This is a genomic window from Mycobacterium sp. 1245852.3, assembly GCF_001669335.1.
In the GTDB taxonomy this organism is placed as follows: domain Bacteria; phylum Actinomycetota; class Actinomycetes; order Mycobacteriales; family Mycobacteriaceae; genus Mycobacterium; species Mycobacterium europaeum_A.
In genome coordinates this window covers 1-4,463 of record NZ_LZLL01000461.1, presented here as the reverse complement: position 1 = coordinate 4,463, position 4,463 = coordinate 1, and the positions used below count along the sequence as shown (strand labels likewise).

The following is a 4,463-nucleotide window of genomic DNA, read 5'->3' as shown; positions in this document are numbered from 1 at the left end:
GCCGGTGTGGGCGACGGTCCCGCCCAGCGCCTGCGCCATCGCCTGAAACCCATAACAGATGCCGAACACCGGCACCCCGAGATCGAACAGCGCCGGGTCGATCTGGGGCGCGCCGTCGGCGTAGACACTGGACGGCCCGCCGGAGAGCACCAGCGCCAGCGGGTCGCGGGCCTTGATGTCCTCGACCGTCGCGGTGTGCGGGATGACCTCGGAGAACACCCGCGCCTCGCGGACGCGACGGGCGATCAACTGCGCGTACTGCGCGCCGAAGTCCACGACCAGCACCGGTCGGGCCGGCGCTCCGGATACCTCGGAGATCTCGAGTTCAGGGCTTTCAGTGGGGTCGGCCACGCACGCGAGTCTAGTGGCTGCCGGCGTCGCCGCCGCCCGACAGGCCTACAGCGCAAACGCGGTGCGGACGGCGCCGACGGCATCCGCGTCGCCGTGGAACTCGATTCGCCGCCGCGCCGCGGTGCGCTGGGCTTCGTCGGTGCCCAGCCGGGCGGCCACCAGGTCCGACGCAGTCGCCGTGATCGTCACCGCGGGCTCACCGCGGACACCCGCCAGGCGTCCCTGCGTCACCGCGAATTCGAAACGGCGGCCGTCGATCTCGACCCGGCAGGTGGTCTCCACACCGGCGGCCCGGCCCGACTGAAAGCCCAGCAGGATTCCGGCCAGGAACCCGTTGAGCGGCGACACCGGCCCGTCGCCGATCGGGTCCAGGTGGTCCAGCCCGAACCACGCGATGCTCTGTAGCACCGGCAGCACACGCTGCCAGCCCAGGTCGCTGAGGCTGTAGACGGTGCGACCGATCGGCGCCGGCAGGTCGGCGCGATCGACCAGCCCGGCATGTGTGAGCTCCTTGAGCCGCTCGGCGAGCAGATTCGTTGCGATGCCGGGCAGTTCGGCCCGCAGGTCACCGTAGCGGCGGGCGCCGCCGACCAGCTCGCGCAGGATCAGCAGGGTCCACCGCTCACCGAGGACGTCGAGCCCCCGGGCGATCGGGCAGTTCTGGTTGTAGTTCCTGCGGGACGCCACCATGCCACCCTACCTGGGGTTAGACATCTTTTTCAAGTTTGTACTTGATTTGTTTGTCCGACAGATTTACTGTCTTGTTCATGCGCACCGACCCAGCGTTTCGCAACCACCCCATCGCCGCGCTCGCCGTCATCTGCCTGGGTGTCTTCGTCATCAGCGTCGACGCCACCATCGTCAACGTCGCGCTGCCCACGCTGGCGCGCGAACTCGGCGCCGACACCGCACAGCTGCAATGGATCGTCGACGCCTACACGCTGGTGATGTCCGGGCTGTTGCTCTCGGCGGGCAGCCTGTCCGACCGCTACGGCAGGCGGGGCTGGCTGAATTCCGGGCTGGCGCTGTTCGCCGTCACATCCGCGGTTGCCGCACAGACCAATTCGGCCGAGGCGTTGATCGCCGCGCGGGCAGCCATGGGGGTGGGCGCCGCGGTGATCTTCCCGACCACGCTGGGACTGATCACCAACATCTTCACCGACCCGGTGCCGCGCGCCAAGGCGATTGGACTGTGGGCGGCCATGGTCGGTGTCGGGGTGGCCGTCGGCCCGATCAGCGGCGGCTGGCTGCTCGAACACTTCTGGTGGGGCTCGATTTTCATGGTGAACATTCCGATTGCCGCGCTGGCCATCGTCGGTGGCGCGCTGTTCGTCCCGACCTCGCGCGACCCGGCGGCGCCGCGGGTCGACATCGGTGGCCTCATCCTGTCCGCGATCGGGGTCACGACGCTGGTCTACACGGTCATCGAGGCGCCCACGTGGGGGTGGACCGACGGCCGGACGGCGGCCGGATTCGCCGTCGCCGCAGCCATTCTCGTCGCGTTCGCGCGCTGGGAACGGCGCAGCACACACCCAATGCTCGACGTCTCGGTGTTCCTCAACCGCCGGTTCTCCGGCGGCAGCCTGGCGGTGACCGCGGGGTTTCTCACCCTGTTCGGTTTCATCTTCGTCATCACCCAGTACTTCCAATTCATCAAGGACTACACGGCGTTTCAGGCCGGTGTGCGCCTGCTGCCGGTCGCCGCCTCGATCGCGCTGGCCAGCATCGTCGGGCCCCGGCTGGTCGAACGCGTCGGCACCACCGCCGTCGTCGCCGCCGGCTTGGCCGTGTTCGCCGCCGGGCTGGCCTGGGCGTCCACCGTCGACGCCGCCACGCCGTACCTCCAGATCGCCACGCAGATGCTGCTGCTCGGCGGGGGCCTGGGCCTGACCTTTTCGCCGGCCACCGAGTCGATCATGGGATCGCTGTCCGTCGACAAGGCCGGTGTGGGATCGGCCGTCAACGACACCACCCGCGAGCTCGGCGGCACGCTCGGAGTCGCCGTCGCCGGCAGCATCTTCGCGTCCGTGTACTCCGGGCACCTCGACGCGGCCACCCTGACCGGGCTGCCCGCCGACGCGATGCGCCACTCAATGGCCCTGGCGCACACGGTGATCCAGCGACTGCCCGCACACCAAGCCGGGCAGGTGCGCGCCGCCGTGGATCGCGCGTTCCTGGACGGGCTGCAGGTCAGCTCGCTGGTCTGCGCGGGCATCGCGCTGGGCGCGGCGATCGTCGTCGGCTGGCTCCTCCCGGCCAGGCAACCGGCGCCACAACAGGAAAGGACACTCCGATGAACGGTCGAGTATTGGTCACCGGCGCCACCGGAAAGATCGGCGGCGCGGTCGCCGCACAGCTGCTGGAAAGGGGCGTCCGAACCAGGGCCATGGTGCATCGTGACGATGCGCGCAGCGCCCGGCTGCGGGAGATGGGCGCCGAGGTCGTCATCGCCGATATGTTTGACATCCAACAGGTTATGGGTGCCATCGCCGGGATCGACCGGCTCTATTTCAACCCTCCCTATCATCCGCACGCCCTCGACAGCGCCGTTGCCTTCGCCGTGGCCGCCCGACGCTCAGGCGTGGAAGCGGTGGTGGCGCTTGGCCAATGGCTGGCCAGCCCGGAGCATCCGTCGCTGATGACGAGGCAGGCCTGGTTGACCGACAAGTTGTTCGAGTTGCCGCCCGATACGGCGCATGTGGCCGTCGATCCGGGTTACTTCGCCGACAACTACCTGCAGCTGGTCCCCCTGGCCGCCCAGCTCGGGGTGTTGCCGACACCGACCGGGGTGGGCCGAAACGCGCCGCCCTCCAACGAAGACATCGCGCGGGTCGCCGTCGGCGCGCTGCTCGACCCCCACCGTCACGACGGCCGCGCCTACCGGCCCACCGGACCGACGCTGCTCTCGGGGGCCGAGATCGCCGATGCGGTCGGTGCAGCGTTGGGCAGGCGGGTGCGTCACATCGACGTTCCGCCGTGGATGTTCATGCGCGCCGTGCGCGTCAACGCCAAACGGCTCGGCGCCGATGGGTTCTTCCAGTCCAGCTTGCGTCACTACCTTCCCGAGCACGGCCAGGGAACCTGGGAGGTGGGCGCGCCGACCACACACGTCCGCGATGTCGCCGGCGTCGAGCCCGAGGACTTCCTCACCATCGCGCGCCGCTATGTCACCGGACCGGAATCCCGCCGTACCGCAGGCAATTTCATGCGACAGCTGGGCAACTTCATGTTGACCGCGATCACACCGATGCGCCGGCTGGACAAGTTCGACCGGACCCAACAACACCCGCAGCCCGGCCACCCACGGCTTTCCGGCCAGTCCCCGGTATGGCGCAGTGAGCACGGCGTCGCGCACCGGGATCCCGTTGCCCTGAACGCCGCTGGAGAAAGGATCGGAACACGATGAGTACGGCACCACAAGGCAGCACCTACGTCTTGGGCCACGCCGACGCGGAGGTGCAGCGCCTCCTCCTGCAGGGCCGGCTCTACGACCACCACACCGAGCACGCGCTGCGACTGGCCGGGCTGCGGCCGGGCATGCGCGTGCTCGACATCGGGTCCGGACCCGGCGACGTGTCGTTCGTCGCCGCCCGGCTGGTCGGTCCGACCGGGACCGTCCTCGGCGTCGACGCCGCGGCCGCGATGGTCGAGCTCGCCCGCGCCCGCGCTCTCGAACAGGGCTGGCGCACAGTGCGTTTCACCCAGGCCGCGGTCGACACCATCGTGCCGGACGAACCGGTGGACGCGGTCATCGGCCGGTTGATCCTGATGCACCTGCCGGACCCGGCCGCCACGTTGCGGCGCCTCAGCTCCTTCGTACGCCCCGGCGGCGTTGTCGCGTTCTCGGAGAACGACATCACCGGTGCGCACGGCGTTCCGGACACGCCGCTGTTCCGGCGCGTGACGGGCGGAATCGTTCGCGCCTTCGAGGACATGGGGCTCAGCCCGCGATTCGGCACCACGCTGCACACGATCTTCGCCGACGCCGGCCTCAGCACTCCGCGGCTGACCCTCGGCACGCCGATCGGCACCGCCGCCGACACGGACATCCTGGCCTACCTCGCGGAAGTCTGGCGGCTGGTGTCCCCCATTGCCGAACAGGGAGGCTTCGC

At 69.6% G+C, this 4,463-nt stretch carries 5 protein-coding genes; 3 read left to right on the top strand and 2 right to left on the bottom strand.

Features of this window, described 5'->3' with window-relative positions:
* The coding region (locus A9W96_RS20515; RefSeq protein WP_369830855.1) for a gamma-glutamyl-gamma-aminobutyrate hydrolase family protein at positions 1-318 on the bottom strand (318 nt) is incomplete at its 3' end.
* Positions 319-396: 78 nt separating this feature from the next.
* The gene (locus A9W96_RS20510; protein ID WP_067025345.1) at positions 397-1,041 is read right to left on the bottom strand and encodes a helix-turn-helix domain-containing protein; all 645 of its coding nucleotides are present in this window, start codon (positions 1,039-1,041) and stop codon (positions 397-399) included.
* A gap of 77 nt (positions 1,042-1,118) precedes the next feature.
* Between A9W96_RS20510 and A9W96_RS20505 the strand changes: the two genes are divergently transcribed.
* From A9W96_RS20505 to A9W96_RS20495, 3 genes are all read left to right on the top strand, one after another.
* Positions 1,119-2,648, top strand: a complete 1,530-nt coding sequence (locus tag A9W96_RS20505) for an MFS transporter (RefSeq protein WP_067142568.1) — start codon at positions 1,119-1,121, stop codon at positions 2,646-2,648.
* On the top strand, positions 2,645-3,757 hold the full coding sequence (locus tag A9W96_RS20500) for an NmrA family NAD(P)-binding protein (protein ID WP_067142565.1): 1,113 nt from the start codon (positions 2,645-2,647) through the stop codon (positions 3,755-3,757). Before A9W96_RS20505 ends, A9W96_RS20500 begins: the two co-directional genes overlap by 4 nt.
* Positions 3,754-4,463 (top strand): class I SAM-dependent methyltransferase (locus tag A9W96_RS20495; protein ID WP_067142562.1); only part of this gene is annotated, 710 nt, incomplete at its 3' end. The genes A9W96_RS20500 and A9W96_RS20495, both read left to right, overlap by 4 nt.